This window comes from Pantoea brenneri, from assembly GCF_038594305.1.
Classification (GTDB): domain Bacteria; phylum Pseudomonadota; class Gammaproteobacteria; order Enterobacterales; family Enterobacteriaceae; genus Pantoea; species Pantoea brenneri.
Genome location: NZ_JBCGBG010000001.1, coordinates 575,411 through 592,211, shown reverse-complemented (window position 1 = coordinate 592,211; position 16,801 = coordinate 575,411). Strand labels below are relative to the sequence as shown.

Annotated in this window: 14 protein-coding genes; 8 read left to right on the top strand and 6 right to left on the bottom strand. The window is 58.6% G+C overall.

Annotated features, from left to right (window positions below; genetic code table 11):
* Window positions 1-34: 34 nt before the first annotated feature.
* Both katG and AABB92_RS02600 read right to left on the bottom strand, forming a co-directional pair.
* A complete protein-coding gene (katG, locus tag AABB92_RS02605; protein ID WP_031375218.1) occupies window positions 35-2,245 on the bottom strand; it encodes a catalase/peroxidase HPI in 2,211 nt (736 codons plus the stop codon).
* A 407-nt stretch (window positions 2,246-2,652) separates the two neighbouring features.
* Window positions 2,653-3,675 carry an LLM class flavin-dependent oxidoreductase gene (locus tag AABB92_RS02600; protein WP_031375219.1) on the bottom strand — a complete coding sequence of 341 codons (1,023 nt, stop codon included), beginning with the start codon at window positions 3,673-3,675 and terminating at the stop codon, window positions 2,653-2,655.
* 210 nt (window positions 3,676-3,885) lie between these two features.
* Between AABB92_RS02600 and AABB92_RS02595 the strand changes: the two genes are divergently transcribed.
* Window positions 3,886-4,857, top strand: a complete 972-nt coding sequence (locus tag AABB92_RS02595) for a fatty acid desaturase (RefSeq protein WP_046288225.1) — start codon at window positions 3,886-3,888, stop codon at window positions 4,855-4,857.
* On the top strand, window positions 4,850-5,623 hold the full coding sequence (locus AABB92_RS02590) for a phosphate/phosphite/phosphonate ABC transporter substrate-binding protein (RefSeq protein WP_031375220.1): 774 nt from the start codon (window positions 4,850-4,852) through the stop codon (window positions 5,621-5,623). Before AABB92_RS02595 ends, AABB92_RS02590 begins: the two co-directional genes overlap by 8 nt.
* Window positions 5,624-5,657: 34 nt before the next feature.
* Here the strand turns inward: AABB92_RS02590 and fusA are convergent, their stop codons facing one another.
* Window positions 5,658-7,754, bottom strand: coding sequence for an elongation factor G (fusA, locus tag AABB92_RS02585; RefSeq protein WP_031375221.1), 2,097 nt, complete (start codon window positions 7,752-7,754; stop codon window positions 5,658-5,660).
* 138 nt (window positions 7,755-7,892) lie between these two features.
* On the opposite strand from fusA, the gene AABB92_RS02580 reads away from it, so the two are divergent.
* Entirely contained in the window at window positions 7,893-8,246 is a 354-nt protein-coding gene (locus tag AABB92_RS02580) for an ArsR/SmtB family transcription factor (RefSeq protein ID WP_046288224.1), read from the top strand.
* Window positions 8,247-8,271: 25 nt separating this feature from the next.
* Complete coding sequence (locus tag AABB92_RS02575; RefSeq protein ID WP_031375223.1) at window positions 8,272-9,186, top strand: ketopantoate reductase family protein; 915 nt, start codon at window positions 8,272-8,274, stop codon at window positions 9,184-9,186.
* A 36-nt stretch (window positions 9,187-9,222) separates the two neighbouring features.
* On the opposite strand, the gene AABB92_RS02570 is transcribed toward AABB92_RS02575, so the two are convergent.
* Entirely contained in the window at window positions 9,223-9,999 is a 777-nt protein-coding gene (locus AABB92_RS02570; protein WP_031375224.1) for a YdcF family protein, read from the bottom strand.
* Window positions 10,000-10,094: 95 nt separating this feature from the next.
* Here AABB92_RS02570 and AABB92_RS02565 point away from each other — a divergent pair, with 95 nt between their 5' ends.
* Entirely contained in the window at window positions 10,095-11,156 is a 1,062-nt protein-coding gene (locus tag AABB92_RS02565) for a LacI family DNA-binding transcriptional regulator (protein ID WP_031375225.1), read from the top strand.
* 122 nt (window positions 11,157-11,278) lie between these two features.
* Here the strand turns inward: AABB92_RS02565 and tmaR are convergent, their stop codons facing one another.
* The gene (tmaR, locus tag AABB92_RS02560) at window positions 11,279-11,605 is read right to left on the bottom strand and encodes a PTS system regulator TmaR (RefSeq protein ID WP_004571340.1); all 327 of its coding nucleotides are present in this window, start codon (window positions 11,603-11,605) and stop codon (window positions 11,279-11,281) included.
* A gap of 160 nt (window positions 11,606-11,765) precedes the next feature.
* A complete protein-coding gene (locus AABB92_RS02555) occupies window positions 11,766-12,824 on the bottom strand; it encodes an FUSC family protein (protein ID WP_031375226.1) in 1,059 nt (352 codons plus the stop codon).
* 209 nt (window positions 12,825-13,033) lie between these two features.
* Between AABB92_RS02555 and AABB92_RS02550 the strand changes: the two genes are divergently transcribed.
* The 3 genes from AABB92_RS02550 to AABB92_RS02540 are packed head-to-tail and all read left to right on the top strand — an operon-like array spanning window position 13,034 to window position 16,760.
* Window positions 13,034-13,780, top strand: coding sequence for a gluconate 2-dehydrogenase subunit 3 family protein (locus tag AABB92_RS02550; RefSeq protein ID WP_031375227.1), 747 nt, complete (start codon window positions 13,034-13,036; stop codon window positions 13,778-13,780).
* On the top strand, window positions 13,780-15,546 hold the full coding sequence (locus tag AABB92_RS02545) for a GMC family oxidoreductase (RefSeq protein WP_031375228.1): 1,767 nt from the start codon (window positions 13,780-13,782) through the stop codon (window positions 15,544-15,546). The genes AABB92_RS02550 and AABB92_RS02545 overlap by 1 nt, the downstream gene beginning before the upstream one ends.
* On the top strand, window positions 15,543-16,760 hold the full coding sequence (locus AABB92_RS02540) for a cytochrome c (protein WP_031375229.1): 1,218 nt from the start codon (window positions 15,543-15,545) through the stop codon (window positions 16,758-16,760). The genes AABB92_RS02545 and AABB92_RS02540 overlap by 4 nt, the downstream gene beginning before the upstream one ends.
* Window positions 16,761-16,801: the final 41 nt, after the last annotated feature.

The following is a 16,801-nucleotide window of genomic DNA, read 5'->3' as shown; positions in this document are numbered from 1 at the left end:
GGGTTTTTGCCTTTCAGTGGTTAATCGCAAGCCATCAGAGCTCGAACCGATCCAGGTTCATCACTTTGGTCCAGGCAGCGACGAAGTCCTTGACGAACTTCTCTTTGGCATCGCTGCTGGCATAGACTTCTGCCGACGCGCGTAACACCGCATTGGAGCCGAATACCAGGTCAGCGCGGGTGGCGGTAAAGCGGACTTCACCGGTCAGGCGATCGCGTCCTTCGAACTGCTCGCTGGAGCCATCAATGGCTTTCCATTCAATGCGCATATCCAGCAGGTTGATGAAGAAATCGGTGTTCAGTTCACCGACGCTGCGGCTGAAGACGCCGTGCTGGCTGCCGTCATAGTTGGTTCCCAGCGCGCGCATCCCGCCAATCAGTACCGTTAATTCCGGCACCGTCAGCGTCAGCTGCTGTGCTTTATCAATCAGCAGGTGCTCGGTGGTGGTTTTGCCGTATCCGCGACCGTAGTTACGGAAACCGTCAGCGCGAGGTTTCAGCAACTCAAACGATTCGATATCGGTCTGATCCTGACGCGCATCGACCCGGCCCGGGATAAAGGGCACCTCAATCTCAACGCCGGCCGCTTTCGCCGCCTGCTCAACCCCGACCACTCCGGCCAGCACAATGACATCGGCCAGCGAGACTTTATTGAATTCCCGCTGCAGCGCTTCCAGCTTCGGCAATACCCGGGCCGCATTGGCGTTAACGTCCCACTCGCGTTGCGGCAGCAGCGCCAGGCGCGCGCCGTTGGCACCGCCGCGTTTGTCACCGCCACGGAAGGTTGAGGCTGACGCCCAGGCAACCGAGGTCAGTTCACTGACGCTCAGGCCAGCGGCCGCAATCTTCTCTTTCAGCTGCGCGATGTCGGCGCCGGTCGGATGATAAACCGGTGTCGGCAGCGGGTCCTGCCAGATCAGATCTTCTTTCGGCACTTCCGGACCGATATAACGCGCTTTTGGCCCCATATCACGGTGCGTCAGCTTGTACCAGGCGCGGGCAAAAGCTTCATTGAAGGCCTGCGGATCGTTGTAAAAACGACGCGATATTTTCTCGAATTCCGGATCGAAACGCAGGGTCAGATCGGTGACCAGCATGGTCGGCTTACGTTTCTTCGTCTGGTCAAACGCATCAGGAATGATCTCTGGCGCGTCGATCGCTTCAAACTGGATGGCACCGGCCGGGCTGCGGGTCTGCACCCACTCATATTTGAACAGGTTCTCGAAGAAGTAGTTGCTCCACTGGGTCGGCGTCTGCGACCAGATCACTTCCAGACCCGAGGTAATCGCATCGGCACCCACGCCAGTGCCGTGGCTGCTTGCCCAGCCCAGACCCTGTGCTTCAATCGGTGCGGTTTCCGGATCAACGCCTACATGCTCGGCCGAACCGGCACCGTGGGTTTTGCCCAGCGTATGGCCACCAGCGATCAGGGCAACGATCTCTTCATCGTTCATTCCCATATTGCCGAAGGTCGCACGAATGGCCGGAGCGGCTGACGCCGGATCGCCGCTGTGTTCCGGGCCTTCAGGGTTAACGTAGATCAGCCCCATTTCGGTCGCGCCGAGCGGTGAATGTGCCAGCGATTCCGGATGACGGTGTTCCAGCCAGGTGCTTTCATCGCCCCAGTTGACGTCCATATCCGGTTCCCAGACATCTTCACGTCCGGCACCAAAACCAAAGGTGCGGAAGCCGGAATTTTCCAGCGCCACGTTACCCGCCAGGATATACAGGTCGGCCCAGGAAATTTTCTGACCGTACTTCTGCTTCACCGGCCACAGCAGACGGCGCGCTTTATCCAGGCTGACGTTATCGGGCCACGAGTTTAACGGAGCGAAGCGCTGCTGGCCGCGGCCTGAACCACCGCGACCGTCTACTGCGCGATAGGTACCGGCGCTGTGCCAGGCCATACGGATGAAGAGACCGATGTAGCTGCCCCAGTCGGCAGGCCACCAGGCTTGTGACTCAGTGAGCAAGGCTTTGAGATCGGCTTTTAGCGCAGCGTAGTCTAATTTGGCAAATTCTTTACGGTAGTCGAACGACTCGCCCAATGGGTTAGAGCGGGATGAGTGCTGGTTCAGCAGGTCGACACGCAGCTGGTTAGGCCACCAGTCACGGTTGGACGTGCCGCCGCCTGATGTCTGATTGGCCTTTCCTGCATGAAAAGGACATTTACCTGCCGCTGCTTCGCGATCGGCTTCGACAATAGGCTTTGCATCTTTTGCATCTTCATCAACAGAATTGCTCATGGTCACACCTCTTTTATGTATTCTCAGCGCTACTCTATAGTGGCTTTTGAAAAAGGCACACCTGTCTCATCCTATACCTTTGATAGCCTGACCCTTTGAATATGCTTAGCTGAAAAAGGTTTTAACGATTAAAAAGAACCGCGCCGGTCAGTTCAGGCGAAGCGGTTAAAAATACCATTACCCTTGTCGCCAGGGATCGCGTCTGCCAAATAATAATCAGCAGCGTGACGGCGATCATGATTGGCAAAAGTGGCGCTATCGCCTGCTGATTCAGGCTGAAATGCCGGGCCAGCACCTGCGGTGTTGAAATCAGATCAGGGATAAAAGAGGATGCGGAGAGCGGCAGGGATCACTACAGAATGAGATGAACAGCGCCTTATCACTAAGGCGCTGGGTCGGGATCGATATTAACGCCAGCCGAGTTCCGGCGCGACATACTTCAGTATCGCCTCAATCACATGCGCGTTATACGCCACCCCAAGCTGGTTCGGCACGGTCAGCAGCAGCGTATCGGCTTCAGCAATCGCTTCATCCTGCGCCAGTTGCTTAATTAACTGCTCCGGTTCAGCGGCATAGCTGCGGCCAAAGATGGCGCGGGTTTTTTCGTCGAGGAATCCCACCGAATCCTGGTCGCTACCGCTGCGGCCGAAGTAGGCGCGGTCCATGTCATTGACCAGCGCAAAAATGCTGCGGCTGACCGAAACCCGTGGCTCTCGCTGATGGCCGGCGGCTTTCCACGCTTCACGGTAGGCACGGATCTGCTTCGCCTGCTGGATGTGGAACGGTTCGCCGGTTTCATCATCTTTCAGGGTCGAACTTTGCAGGTTCATGCCCATTTTTGCTGCCCACTCTGCAGTGGCGTTGGAGCCGGAGCCCCACCAGATGCGGTCACGCAGCCCTTCAGACAGCGGTTCAAGGCGCAGCAGGCCCGGCGGATTCGGGAACATCGGCTGCGGATTCGGTTTGGCAAAGCCTTCACCGCGCAGCACTTCCAGAAACTCTTCGGTATGACGACGCCCCATATCAGCGTCGGTCTCGCCCGCTTTTGGCTCAAAGCCAAAATAGCGCCAGCCATCCACCACCTGCTCAGGCGAGCCACGGCTCAGGCCGAGCTGCAAACGGCCGTTGGAAATCAGGTCGGCTGAACCGGCATCTTCCACCATATAGAGCGGATTTTCATAGCGCATGTCGATCACGCCGGTACCGATTTCAATATTTTTGGTACGGGCACCGACCGCCGCCAGCAGCGGGAACGGCGAACTCAGCTGGCGGGCAAAATGGTGCACGCGAAAGTAAGCTCCGTCTGCGCCCAGCTCTTCGGCTGCAACCGCCAGGTCAATCGACTGCAGTAACACATCCTGCGCCGAACGGGTGGCTGACTGTGAAGAGGGCGTCCAGTGACCGAAGGATAAAAAGCCAATCTTTTTCATCTGTTACTTCTCCTGGCGGGCAAAAGTGGCCCACACATGCTAAGGCGGTTTTCGATAGGCAAAGGTTACGCCGTCGTCGTCGCCACTGATAGTCAATATCTTTCAGCGCCATATTCAGGATTTTCGACATAGCTAAGAAAAATAACGTCTTTGTCTTTGCGCAGCGTTTATTTCACTGTGGCTCTCTGTTCCTCTTCTGCCAGGCCGATCATGCAAAAAAGCCGTGCCGCTTACCTTCATCCGCAGCAGCGCGCCCTGCTGCAACAGCTCTCGCGCAGCTGGTTATGGCGCACTGAACTGCCCACCTGGCTGCTGATCGTCGCGGTCTATGGCGGCTGGTTCGGCACGCTGCTCGGCTGGCAGATCCTCGGACGGCTGCCCGCTACCCTGCTGCTGACTGGCTTCACCGCCTGGTATATGTCGCTGCAGCATGAGCTGATCCACGGCCATCCGACGCGCTGGCCGCGGATCAATCAGCTGTTCGGCATCCTGCCGCTGGCGGTGTGGTTTCCGTTTGGCCTCTACCGCGATTCTCATCTGGCCCATCACCGCAATCACACCCTGACCGAACCGGATGACGATCCGGAAAGTTACTACCTGTCCGCCGCACGCTGGGCGCAGCTGTCGCCGTGGCAGCAGCAGCTGATCCACCTGCGTAATACCTTTTTTGGCCGTCTGCTGCTGGCTCCGTTGCTGGATATCTGCGGCACTTTCAGGGCGATGTGGCAGGCGTTTCGTCACGGTGAGCGGGCCGCCATCGGCATGTGGCTGCTGCACTGGAGCCTGCTGGCGCTGCTGTTTTACGGCATGGCGCAGTGCGGCTTCTCCCCGCTGTGGTATCTGCTGGCGGTCAGCTATCCGGCGCTGGCGCTGACCAAAGTGCGCTCATTTTATGAACATCGCGCGGCTGACGATCCGCTGGCGCGTTCGGTTAATAATGAGGCGGCGCTGCCCTGGCGGATCCTGTTCCTGAATCTGAACTACCATTCAGTGCATCACGATCTGCCCGGCGTGCCCTGGTATGGTCTGCGTCGCCTTTATCTGCGCGACCGTGAGCGCTATTACCAGCGCAATCACGGTTTCCGCGTGGCGGGCTACCGGGTCTGGCTGCGTCAGTTCTGGGCGCGGCCGGTCGGGGTCAATGCCCATCCGGGGCGTTCTGAAGAGGCTCGCCATGACTGACCTGCTGGCATTACCGATGTACGACATTGATCGCCCTGCCACTGAGGCGCTCAGCCAAGCGATAGTAACGTTACTGGCGCAGCACGGCACGGCGGCGCAGCCAGTCTGGCCCGACGATCTGCTTACCCACTGGCAGGATGATCGGCTGCTGCTGAGTCAGACCTGCGGCTATCCGCTGGTGACGCGACTGCCTGCGGTGCAGCTGGTCGGCGCGTTTCACTACAGCGCGCCAGGCTGCAGCGGACCCGATTATCGTAGCTGGCTGGTGGCGCGGGATAAGGGCGCGACGCTGAGCGATTTTCACGCCCGCCGGGCGGTGGCCAACGGCCTCGATTCACACTCCGGCTATAACGCGCTGCGCCTGGTGGCGGCCCTGTCGGGCGTGCTGTTTTCACGGCTGGTGCTGAGCGGCGGGCATCGTCAGTCACTGGCGGCGGTGCGTCAGCATCAGGCGGATATTGCCGCCATTGATTGTGTCAGCTGGGCCCTGATCGCCCGGTACGCGCCAGAGGAACTACAGGGATTGCACATTATCGACGAAACACCGCCTGCGCCTGGGTTGCCACTCATCACTTCGGCCTCCACCTCGGCGCAGCAGCGCCAGACGCTGCAGTCGGTGCTGGGCGAACTGGTGACGAGTCCGGCGTGGCGTGAAGTCTGTGCGGCCAGCCTGATTAGCGGATTCAGCCCGCTGCAGCGCCAGGATTATCAGACGATAATCCGCTTTGAACAGCAGGCGGCGGCGCATGGGGTGGCCCGGCTTTGAGCTGAAAGAAAGGCGGCTTCCCTGCCGCATCGCCCTATTTACGGGCGGCAATGATCTCATCGGCCACGTTGCGCGGTGCCTGCGCGTAGTGGCTGAACTCCATGCTGTAGGTGGCGCGCCCCTGGGTCAGCGAACGCAGGCTGGTGGAGTAGCCGAACATCTCCGACAACGGCACTTCGGCGCGAATAATCCGGCCGCCAAAATGCTCATCCATGCCCTGCACCGCGCCGCGCCGTGACGACAGATCGCCCATAATCCCGCCGGCGTACTCTTCCGGCGTCTCCACTTCCACTTTCATTACCGGCTCCAGAATCGCCGGATCGGCCAGTTTTGCCGCCGCACGGAAACCGAGAATCGCTGCCATGCGGAACGCCATCTCCGAGGAATCGACCTCATGATAGGAGCCAAACGTCAGGGTCGCTTTGATATCGACAATCGGATAGCCCGCCAGCACGCCGCTGTTCAGCGCTTCGCGGACCCCTTTCTCTACTGACGGGATATATTCGCGCGGCACCACCCCGCCTTTGGTGGCATCCTCAAAGACAAACCCGCTGCCCGCCGCACCCGGTTGCAGGCTCAGCACCACATGGCCGTACTGCCCTTTGCCGCCCGACTGGCGCACAAACTTGCCTTCAACATCCTGCACCGCCTTGCGCAGCGTCTCACGGTAGGTAACCTGCGGCCGCCCGATATTGGCCTCTACGCAAAATTCACGTTTCAGACGATCGACGATAATCTCCAGATGCAGTTCGCCCATACCGGAGATAATCGACTGGCCTGACTCCTCGTCGGTGTGCAGCCGGAACGACGGATCTTCTGCCGCCAGCCGCTGTAACGCCAGCCCCATCTTCTCCTGGTCCGCTTTGGTCTTCGGTTCTATCGACAGCGAAATCACCGGTTCAGGAAACTCCATCCGCTCCAGAGTAATTATGGCGTGCGGATCGCACAGGGTTTCGCCGGTCGTCGCCTCTTTCAGCCCGACGCAGGCGGCAATATCCCCGGCGCGTATCTCGTCGATCTCATGGCGGGCGTTGGCGTGCATCTGCACGATACGGCCAATGCGCTCCTTCTTGCCTTTGACCGCGTTAAAGACGCTGTCGCCCTTGCGCAACACGCCCGAGTAGACCCGTACAAAGGTCAGCTGCCCGACAAAGGGATCGCTCATCAGCTTAAACGCCAGCGCCGAGAACGGTTCGTCATCATCAGCGTGCCGTTCGGCGTGGTTTCCGGCCTCATCCACGCCGCTAATCGCTGGCACATCGGCCGGTGACGGCATCAGTTCGATCACCGCATCCAGCATCCGCTGTACCCCTTTATTTTTAAACGCACTGCCGCACAGCATCGGCTGGATCTGGTTGAGTAGCGTGCGCTGGCGTAAACCGGCAATCACCTGCTGCTCGCTGAGATCGCCCTGCTCCAGCCAGGCTTCGGTCAGGGTTTCATTGGCTTCCGCCGCCGCCGCGACCATTTTTTCACGCCAGCTCTGCGCTTCGGCCAGCTGATCAGACGGAATTTCACCATAGCTGAAGGTCATCCCCTGGCTCTCTTCATCCCAGTAGATGGCCTGCATGCGGATCAGATCGATCACCCCGACGAAATGCTCTTCGCGACCGATGGGAATCACAATCGGCACCGGATTGGCTTTCAGCCGTGACTGCATCATGGTGACCACGCGGAAAAAATCGGCGCCCTGCCGATCCATTTTGTTGACGAACGCCAGCCGCGGCACATGATATTTATTTGCCTGCCGCCACACCGTCTCCGACTGCGGCTGTACGCCGCCCACTGCGTCATACACCATTACCGCGCCGTCCAGCACCCGCATTGAGCGCTCGACCTCGATGGTGAAATCAACGTGGCCCGGGGTGTCGATAATATTGATGCGGTGCGGCTCAAAGCGCTTATCCATGCCCGGCCAGAAGCAACTGACCGCGGCAGAGGTGATGGTTATGCCGCGCTCCTGCTCCTGCGCCATCCAGTCGGTTGTTGCAGCGCCATCGTGCACTTCCCCCAGCTTGTGGCTCATTCCGGTATAAAACAGAATGCGCTCGGTGGTGGTGGTTTTACCGGCATCGATGTGCGCGGAGATGCCGATGTTGCGGTAACGTTCGATCGGAAGGGATCGGGGCATGATGTATCCTTAGTCAGTTTGACGGAAAGAGGTGCACACTTTTCAGGCACCCATGTCAGCAAGCTTAGACTAATGGTACGACTCCATACGAACAGATTGAGCTATAATTAACCGGATCATTCCCCTGACAGGAACGTTATGCTGAGTAATCACCCTGATACTGAACAGTTACGGTTAGAAAATGTGTTGTTTGCGCTGGGCAATCCGCTGCGGCTGGCTATTGTTGATGCGCTGGCGCGTGAAGGTGAACAGCCTTGCGGCCTGTTGCGTGGTGAGGTGGCGAAATCGACCATGACCCATCACTGGCGGGTTCTGCGTGACAGTGGCGTGATCTGGCAACGGCCGCTGGGGCGGGAAAATCTGATTTCGCTGCGCCGTGAAGATCTTGAACATCGCTTTCCAGGCTTACTCACCAGCGTGCTGACGGCTATCAGTCAGGATGCCTCACCGCACGGACCGGCTGGCAAGCCCGGCGATGACGTTTTAAGGTAACGGTTTTTACTTAAAGGGAAATTCTATGCGCATTCTGATAGCAGGTGCCGGCGCGACCGGTGGATATTTTGGCGCGCGACTGGCCCAGGCCGGCCAGGACGTGACCTTTCTGGTGCGCGAACGGCGTTACCGCCAGTTGCAGCAAAAGGGACTGGTGTTGCAGACCCCGAGCGGCACCGAAACGCTGCAGCCGCAGCTGGTGCAGGCGGCTTCTCTGCACGGTCACTATGACCTGATTATCCTGACGGTAAAAAGCTTTGCCCTCGAGCAGGTGATGCAAGATATTGCACCCGCCGTCGGCCCGCAGACGCTGATTATGCCGATCCTTAACGGCATGCGGCACATTGAAACGCTGCAACAGCGCTTTGGCCGCGAAGCGGTGATCGGCGGGTTGTGTAAAATCAACGCTACGCTGGGCGATAACGGCGAAGTGATCCAGATGACGCCGCTGCATCAGCTCTGTTACGGCGCGCTCGACGGTAATAACGATGCGCGCCTGCTGCGGGTCGATGCTGCACTGCGCGACAGCCAGGTTGATACCCGCTTCAGCGACAACATCATGGATGAGCTGTGGGAGAAATGGCTGCTGCTCAGCACGCTCGGCGCGGTGTGCTGTCTGGCTCGCGGCGATACTCAACAGGTGCTGCGATCCCACGGCGGTGAAGCGCTGTTACAGGCTGTTTTTAGCGAGATCCTGACGGTAATCAGCGCTGCAGGTTATCAACCGCGCCCGGCGGTGACCGCCAAAATCTTCGAGCTGCTGAACAATCCAGCCACACCGATAACCTCCTCCATGTACCGCGATTTATGCCAGGGATTCGATATTGAAGCCGACCAGATCATCGGCGATCTGCTGCTGCGCGCCAGTCACTATGGCCTGAGCACGCCCTTATTGAATGCGGTGTATGTCAATCTGCAGGTCTATCTGCAGAACCGTTAAGCGCCAGCGGGCCGCATCACGCCGGCCCGCCACTTTTCAGCGGCCCTGAATCCGCTGCTGCACCCCGGAAAGGCGCATCAGGCGCTGCCACGCCGCATCAATCTGATCAGGCAGTATCACTTCCGCGAAGAATCCTTTCCCGCGCGGTCCGTAGCCCTGCTCATCGTTTCGCAGCCGCTGCACCTCTCCCATCAGCAGGGAGATAAAGCGCTCCAGCGACCACATACCCTGCGGCGCGGCGCCGGTGATGCGCGGCTGGCCCGCCTCCAGCCTCAGTTGCGGAATGAAAACCGGCCAGTTGATAAAGCGGGGAGCCGCCGGCCGATCGCGCCACTGCCAGCGGAAGGTGGCGTCAGTACGCCGCTGCAGTAACGGGTCCTGAATCAGAATGACCTGCTGCGGCTGTATGCCACGGCTATCCAGTAACCGCTGGCTGAATGCCGCATTTTCGCCGCAGTTGCGCGATTCCCCTTCCAGCAGCAGCTGCTGTTGCGGCAGATCAGCCAGCCGATGCGCGATAGCCGCCAGCATCTGCGCCTCGCTCTTTCCCTGAGTCTCAAGCGGGTGAAAGCGCGGATCTGCCGCCATCGCCTGCGCTAACAGCGGCGTGGCGTGGCCGACGCCGCCACTGATCAGCAGCGGCAGACCGGAGGTTTTCGCCAGCGCCACCGCGCCCTCAATATTTGGCAGCACCGCATGGCCCGCCAGAATCAGCAGATCGGCGTCGGGGTGCTGCGGATCTGTCAGCTGATCAAGCGCCAGCCAGTTGGCGATCAGGTTGATGTCATCAATATCATGGTCAGTAAGCTGCATATTTTTCTCCTTATTGCTGAGCAGTGTAGCGCGCAGCAGCAGCGCTGCAGCCGGAAAATTTGCTACAATCGCCGCTTCATCTACTGGAGAGATCAATGACTTCCCGCTCTGTGACCCTTGATGATGTCGCTCAACTGGCTGGCGTCTCTTACCAAACCGTTTCACGGGTGCTTAATCGTTCTGAACAGGTCTCGGTCCGCACCCGGCAACGGGTCGAAGCGGCGATGCAGCAGCTCAATTACGTGCCGAACCGGGTCGCGCAACAGCTGGCGGGTAAAGCGACCCGCACCCTGGGTCTCGCCACCAGCGATCTGGCGCTGATGGCCCCGGCACAGATTGCTTCGGCGATTCAGCGGCGCGCAGCGGCAGCGGGCTATCATCTGGTGATCGCTATGCAGAGCGGCAATGACGCGGCGGCGACCATCAATGAACTGCTGGCGCAGCGGGTGGATGGATTGCTGATCAATCTGCCGCTGCAGGCGGAGGAAGCGCAGCAGATCCAGGCGCTGTGCGCTGCGAAACCGGTGCTGTTTCTGGACGTCGAGCCGCAGGCGGCCGTGGCGCAGTGTCAGTATCCGAATCATCACGGCGCGCGGGCGGCGGTAGAGCATCTGGTGGCGCTGGGACACCGGCAGATCGGCTTGCTGAACGGTCCGGAGCGGTCCGTGTCGGCGCGTCAGCGTGAAGCCGCCTGGCATCAGGCGCTGGCCGATCATCAATTAACGCCGCATTGTTCCCTGCGCGGCGACTGGAGTGCGCAATCAGGTTATCAGGCGCTACTGGCACAGTTACCGAATGCCTTACCTCAGGCGCTGCTGGTAGCGAACGATCAGATGGCGCTGGGCGCGATGCGGGCGCTGCATCAGCACGGCGTGGCGATTCCGGGGCAGATTTCGGTGATTGGCTATGACGATACCGCCGAGAGCGCGTGGTATCAGCCGCCGCTGACCACGGTGCGGCAGGATTTACAGCAGCTGGGCGTACTCAGCGTTGAGCAGCTGCTGGCGCGGTTACAGGGCGAATCAGTCAGTGATGAAGCGCTGGAAACCACGCTGGTGATCAGAGAAACCACCGCACCACCCGCCGATTCACACCGCGATCTCACTGCGCTGGCGCAGCAGCTTCAGGCGATTGCCCGCCAGCTGACCGAAAAATAATGCCTTCCTGCCGCCAGGCAAATGATGCTGCAGCGTCGATCCCGGCGATAAAAAAACCCGCCCTCCTGACGGGGAGCGGGTCTCTGTTAACCGAGCGGAGCGTTCACGCTCTGTTATCAGCCTCAGGCTTTCGGGTGTTCGCCGACGCCCATGGCTTTGATCTTTTTCGACAGCTCACGACGCTCTTTCGACAGATCGGCGTTTTTGATGATGTATTCATCAACGCGGTCTTCATAATCCACACGCATGCTGGCGATAATTTCCTGAATCGCCTCGACGCTCATGCCGGGTTTGATGTACTCGCTCAGGTTGTCTAACAGCAGGACGCGCTTCTGGTTGTCACGAATTTTCTTCTCGTTATCGACAATTTCACGCTGCAGTTTGTTTTTGCGGCGGAACATACGCACGAACTCCAGGACGTCCTGAAATGATTGCTTGGCATTTTCCATGATGGCACCTTTCTTTGAGCCTGCTGACGCAGGGAGAGAGACAAAACGATCAGCTTAGCGGCTAGCCAGCCTTATACGCAATTTTCACAGCTAATTTCGGACTGGCCCTTATCTTAGCGCAAAGAAACCCGGTTTCACATTAAGTCATTGTCTGAGGTGATTATTTGCGCAGCGCCATTCGCATCAAATCGGTCATCCGCTCCAGCTGTTTTGCCAGCTCAAGGCTTAACCAGACGTAACCGTAAATCGGCGTCTCCTCCAGTCCTTCACTGCCCGCCTCGGCAATCAGCCGCCGCAGCTCGCCGCTGATTTCGGTCAGCTCATGGCTGTTAGCCAGCACCTCGTCGGTTTCGCCTTCAATCGCCATCACCGACAGCGCACGCAGCGTGCTTTCGGTCATCTGCTGGGTTCGGCGTAATGCCGGGGCGTTAAGCAGAATCAGATGGCTCCGACGCGAGGCCCACCAGGCATCAATCTGCATCTCGATGGTGTACACCATATTACGGTTTATGGTCTGAATGGCTTCAAGCACCGATTTCGGGATGCGCGTCTCTTTGCTTGACGGTTCCAGCAGCGCCCGCATTTTGATCACGCTGGTCAGCAATTTGCCCAGCGGCTTGTTAAGGCGCGGCTTATCCACCAGGTTGGGCGAGAAACCGGCGTGGTAGATTTTCGCCATCTCCGCCAGCGTGTCCGAGAGCTGGATTCGCCAGTGAATGTAGGCGCGCTGCGCCCAGATGGCGGTAAACAGCAGCGCCATCAGCGAGCCAAGAATCACATCGCCGCCGCGCCACAGCGCCATGGTGAAATCGCCGGTGGGCGCGCCGACCACCACGCTGAGGGTGATGCCGATCAGCAGCGCCATATACGGATGTTTACCCAGCGTCAGGTAGCCGCTGATAAACATCGCTACGCCACACCAGGCCAGCATCATCGGCATGGAGATCAGCTCCAGCTTCAGGGCAATCAGTCCTGAGATCGACCCCGCCACCGTGCCGCAGATGCGCTGCAGCGCGCGCGGAAACACATTCCCCCAGGTTGAGATCGGCCCCATCACCACCACCAGCGTAATCAGCGGCCAGGTGCCTTCCGGAATATCCGTCGCCCGGACAAAAATAAAACAGAGCAAAAAGGCGATAGCGATGCGCACGCCGTGAACGGTGCGGTAATGGCGGTAGAACCAAAACTCAAGTTTTGATATGGGCTTATCAGATCGCAAATTGGTTTTCCGGTTGAGGGATCATTTCGTGCGCTATCTTAACCCCTGATGTTGCTAAGGCTTAGTGCGCCATCTACATTTCAAAACAGTTTTGACGTTCCCTTACAATTATCAACATCGCCTTTACATACGGCCCCGAACTCAAAAAACAAATTGCCAACAATTTTTAACCTTTAGCTTTTGTTAGTAACACTTGAGAAGGAAGCACGATGCGAAAAAGAGCAAAAACCCTGCCGGGCGTTACGCGGCGGCAGGTTCTGACATGGTCGACGCTGGGCGTAGCAGCGACTGTCAGCCAGGTCGCCGATGCCGTTTCGCTGAAAGGCAGTCCAGGCTGGACGCCATTCTCCGATAATCCTCCAGAAACTTACCCACAACAAGGCTGGCTGTTTTTTACCGATGCCGAAGCCAAAACCATCGAGGCGATAGTTGACCGGCTGATCCCGGCCGATGATCTTAGCGTGGGCGGCAAAGAGGCGGGCTGTGCCGTCTTTATCGATCGTCAACTGCACGGCTCCTACGGTACTTTTGAGCGCCTTTATATGCAGGGCCCCTTTCAGCAAGGCACCACCGAGCAGGGCGATCAGTCGCCGCTGGTGCCGCGTCAGCGCTACCGCCAGGGCATCGCCGCACTTAACCGCTACGTTCAGCAGACCTCAAATAAAAACTTCACTGACCTGACGCCGCAACAGCAGGACGAACTGCTGCAGGCGATGGAAGCCGGTAAGGTGCACTTCAGCGATTTCGATGCGCAGTCCTTCTTTCTCGAAGTGCTGAATAACACCATGGAAGGCTTCTTTGCCGATCCGGTGTATGGCGGCAACCGTGAGATGGTGTCGTGGAAGATGCTCGGTTTTCCGGGTGCGCGCTATGACTATCGCGATTACATCGAACGGCATAACGAAAATCTGCACTTCGAGCCGATCAGTATTGCGCAATGGAAGGCAAAGGACTAATCATGAAAAAACTTCCCAAAACCGATGTAGTGGTAATTGGACTCGGCTGGGCCGGATCGATTATTGCCAATGAGCTGGCCGATGAAGGCCTCGACGTGGTGGGCATTGAACGGGGTCCGTGGCGCGATACCGCTCGCGACTTTAATATCGGCACCGTAACCGATGAGCTGCGTTATGTGATGCGCGAAGAGCTGATGCTGCGCACCCGCCAGAACACCTGCACCATGCGTAATAATCCGTCGCAGACCGCGCTACCGATGCGGACCTGGGGATCATTTCACCCCGGCAACGGCACTGGCGGCGCAGGCAACCACTGGGCTGGCATCACCTTTCGCTTCCAGCCGGAAGAATTCCGCCTGAAAAGCCATCTGATCGAGCGTTACGGTGCCAGTGCCATACCTGATGAGCTGGTGCTGCAGGACTGGGGCACCAGCTGGGAGGAGATGGAGCCGCACTATATGCAGTTTGAACGTGTGGCCGGCACCTCGGGCCGCGCCGGCAACCTCAACGGTGAAAAACGGCCGGGCGGGAATCCCTTTGAGGGCGCGCGCTCCGGCGACTATCCGACACCGCCGCTGCGTCAGCCTTATGGTCCGACCCTGTTTGCCGATGCGGCAAAAAACCTTGGCTATCAGCCGTTCCCGGTGCCCTCTTCGCTGGTCTCTGAAGCCTATACCAATCCGTATGGCGTCACCATGGGGCCCTGCACCTTCTGCGGTTTCTGCACTAACTACGGATGTGCCAACTACTCCAAAGCCAGCGCCATCACCACCGTACTGCCGGCGCTGATGCGCAAGCCTAACTTCACCGCCTATACCAACAGTGAAGTGTTGCAGGTGCTGACTGACTCTACCGGCAAAAAAGCCACCGGCGTCACCTACATCGACTCGTCGGGTGATGAGTGGGAACAGCCGGCCGATCTGGTGATCGTCGCCGCCTTTACCTTCGAGAATGTGCGCCTGATGCTGCTGTCGGGCATTGGCGAGGCCTACGATCCGGTGACCAACACCGGCACCACCGGACGCAACTACGCCTATCAGACCGCCAACAACGTCACGCTGTTTTTCGATAACAAAAACTTCAATCCGTTTATCGGCGCTGGCGCGGTCGGCATGGGAATCGACGAATTCAATAACGATAACTTTGACCACAGCGGCCTCGGCTTTTTTGGCGGCGGCAGTATCCGCGTCACCCCGATTGGCGCGGCTCCGATTGGTTATCGTCCGTTGCCACCTGACACGCCAAAGTGGGGATCGAAATGGAAACAGACGCTGAAAGATAACTATCTCAGCACCATGTCGATCGGCTGTGAAGCCAGCAGCTATACCACCCGCACCAACTATCTGTCGCTGGATCCTAACTACAAAGATCCGCATGGCCGCCCGCTGTTACGAATCACCTTCGACTTCGCGCAGAACGACCTGAAGATGGCGCAGTACTGCACTAACAAGGTGGCTGAGATCGCTAAGGTGATGAACCCGCGCGAGATGATCGTTAAACCGATGACCGGCCACTGGAGCAGCGTGCCCTATCAGTCCTCTCACGTGGTAGGCGGCTTCATCATGGGTGCCGATCCACGGACCAGCTCGGTGAATAAACATCTGCAGGTGTGGGATGTGCCGAATCTGTTTGTGGTGGGCGCTTCCGCCTTCCCGCAGAATCCCGGCTATAACCCGACCGGCACGGTGGGCGCTCTGGCCTTTAAAGCGGCGCACGATATCCGTCGCTACTACCTGAAACGTCCGGGGGAGATGATTAGCGCATGAAAACGTTACCGCTTCTCTCCGCCGCCGCGTGGTTACTGGCCTGCAGCTTCAGCAGCCAGGCGCAACCGGAATATGATCAGATCGCCCGCGGCAGTTATATCGCCACGCTGGGCGACTGTACCGCCTGTCACACCACCGATGAGAAACAGCCTTTCGCCGGTGGCGTTAAGTTACAGACGCCGTTTGGGACGCTGCTCGGGGCGAATATCACCCCTGACCGTGAAACCGGGATTGGCGACTGGAGTTATGATGATTTCCGCCGCGCCATGAATACCGGTGTCGGCCATGACGGTAAGCGTCTGTATGGCGCGATGCCGTTTACCGCCTACACCAAAATGTCGGAAAAGGATCTGCAGGACCTGTGGGCATGGATGCAGACGCTGCAACCGATCCATCATCCGGTAGAAACCAATCAGCTACCCTTTCCGTTCAATATCCGTACCAGCCTGATGGTGTGGAACTGGATTAACTTTGATAAGGGCGAATTCAAACCGAATCCGGACAAATCGGCGGAATGGAATCGCGGGGCCTATCTGGTTGAGGGACTCGGCCACTGTGGCACCTGCCACTCACCGAAAAATCTGCTGGGCGGCGACAAAAATGGCCGCTTCCTTGGCGGCAGCGAGGTCGAGGACTGGTATGCGCCGAATCTGGACGCCAGCGATCATACCGGACTCGGTAAATGGACCCAGCAGGATATCGTCAGCTACCTGCGGACCGGCGTGAACCGCTATGCCATCGCTTCCGGTCCGATGGCCGATGCGGTGCGCCATTCAACCCAGCACTGGCGCGAGGACGATCTCAATGCGGTGGCGGTTTATCTCAAGGATGGCGAGAAAAAAGCCGACGAGAAGCCAAAACCGCTGGATGCTAATGATGACAGGATGAAGCTTGGGGCGACGATCTATGAAGCCAAATGCTCGGCCTGCCACAGTCCGGGTGGCCGTGGTGAGAAGAATATCTTCCCGCAGCTGGCGGATAATCCGCTGATCAATCAGCCGAATGCGACATCACTGATGCATGTGGTGCTGGCGGGCAGTCGCGGCGTGGATACCGATGCACGGCCAACGGCTCCGGCGATGCCCGCCTTTGCCGGTACGCTAAGTGATGACAATATTGCCGCGGTGCTCACCTACATTCGCAACAGCTGGGGCAATGCTGCCACGCCGGTTGAGGCCAGTGAGGTGAAGAAGATGAAGGAAGCGTTGCGTTAAGCAGTCAGGGGGCAGCCTGAAGGCTGCCCCCGATTACGCGG

What these genes read in the sequence shown, in the direction of transcription:
- AABB92_RS02570 (WP_031375224.1), bottom strand. Translation starts at nt 9,999, where the DNA reads ATGCAGCTTACTGACCATGATATTGATGACATCAACCTGATCGCCAAC.
- AABB92_RS02590 (WP_031375220.1), top strand. Translation starts at nt 4,850, where the DNA reads ATGACTGACCTGCTGGCATTACCGATGTACGACATTGATCGCCCTGCC.
- AABB92_RS02595 (WP_046288225.1), top strand. Translation starts at nt 3,886, where the DNA reads ATGCAAAAAAGCCGTGCCGCTTACCTTCATCCGCAGCAGCGCGCCCTG.
- tmaR (WP_004571340.1), bottom strand. Translation starts at nt 11,605, where the DNA reads ATGGAAAATGCCAAGCAATCATTTCAGGACGTCCTGGAGTTCGTGCGT.
- fusA (WP_031375221.1), bottom strand. Translation starts at nt 7,754, where the DNA reads ATGCCCCGATCCCTTCCGATCGAACGTTACCGCAACATCGGCATCTCC.
- AABB92_RS02550 (WP_031375227.1), top strand. Translation starts at nt 13,034, where the DNA reads ATGCGAAAAAGAGCAAAAACCCTGCCGGGCGTTACGCGGCGGCAGGTT.
- katG (WP_031375218.1), bottom strand. Translation starts at nt 2,245, where the DNA reads ATGAGCAATTCTGTTGATGAAGATGCAAAAGATGCAAAGCCTATTGTC.
- AABB92_RS02600 (WP_031375219.1), bottom strand. Translation starts at nt 3,675, where the DNA reads ATGAAAAAGATTGGCTTTTTATCCTTCGGTCACTGGACGCCCTCTTCA.
- AABB92_RS02565 (WP_031375225.1), top strand. Translation starts at nt 10,095, where the DNA reads ATGACTTCCCGCTCTGTGACCCTTGATGATGTCGCTCAACTGGCTGGC.
- AABB92_RS02540 (WP_031375229.1), top strand. Translation starts at nt 15,543, where the DNA reads ATGAAAACGTTACCGCTTCTCTCCGCCGCCGCGTGGTTACTGGCCTGC.
- AABB92_RS02575 (WP_031375223.1), top strand. Translation starts at nt 8,272, where the DNA reads ATGCGCATTCTGATAGCAGGTGCCGGCGCGACCGGTGGATATTTTGGC.
- AABB92_RS02580 (WP_046288224.1), top strand. Translation starts at nt 7,893, where the DNA reads ATGCTGAGTAATCACCCTGATACTGAACAGTTACGGTTAGAAAATGTG.